Source organism: Lysobacter sp. ISL-50, assembly GCF_018612875.1.
Taxonomy (GTDB): domain Bacteria; phylum Pseudomonadota; class Gammaproteobacteria; order Xanthomonadales; family Xanthomonadaceae; genus Lysobacter.
This window is the reverse complement of sequence record NZ_JAGGRI010000038.1, coordinates 112,352-112,939: the sequence shown is the minus strand read 5'-3', so window position 1 is coordinate 112,939 and position 588 is coordinate 112,352. Positions and strand designations below refer to the sequence as shown.

The 588-nt window shown below is 53.7% G+C and carries 1 pseudogene; it reads left to right on the top strand.

Features of this window, described 5'->3' with window-relative positions:
- Positions 1–268 (top strand): annotated as a pseudogene (locus J7J50_RS20380) (hypothetical protein); the annotation flags it as partial.
- Positions 269–588 lie beyond the last annotated feature (320 nt).

Below are 588 nucleotides of genomic sequence, written 5' to 3'. Positions count from 1 at the left end.
CCGCTGGAAATTGATGCAAGCAGGCGCCGCATTGAAAGCGACAGGAGCGGATCGGGAAACTCGTTTTGCACCGAATATTCATCCTGAAAAATTGATCGCTCAGCAAGCTGAAATTACGTACCTGATAAGGGATAGCTACCCTCGCCATCCTGAAGCCGCATCAGAAAACCCAGTTAGTTTCGGTCAGACCGATCGTTCGAAAATGACTCATCTCCGGGATGACGAGTTGTTCACTATCACTCTCACGCCCAAGGCGGTTACGCCATGACAATCCCTACCCAGCAGTACGCCAATCTCCTGGAGCAATCCTACGGTGAAGATCGCAATGACCTAAATCGCCGAGCGCGTATTGGTGTCGCCAGAATTGCAGGAGGTGCCGCGTTACTGCCGCTTCCTGCAGGGCACCGCGGTAGAGACGTTGCAGCCGTTGATGGCGCAGCGGTTGTCGCACTGAGACGGTGCATCGCCTTCGACGCAGCTGACTACAGCAATTAAGTCGCACCTTCCTCAGGCACATTTATTCGACCTTGAAGGTCGTATCCACACGACGTAGCCTCGAACCTAGCCGCTTCAAGGATTGGATATGCG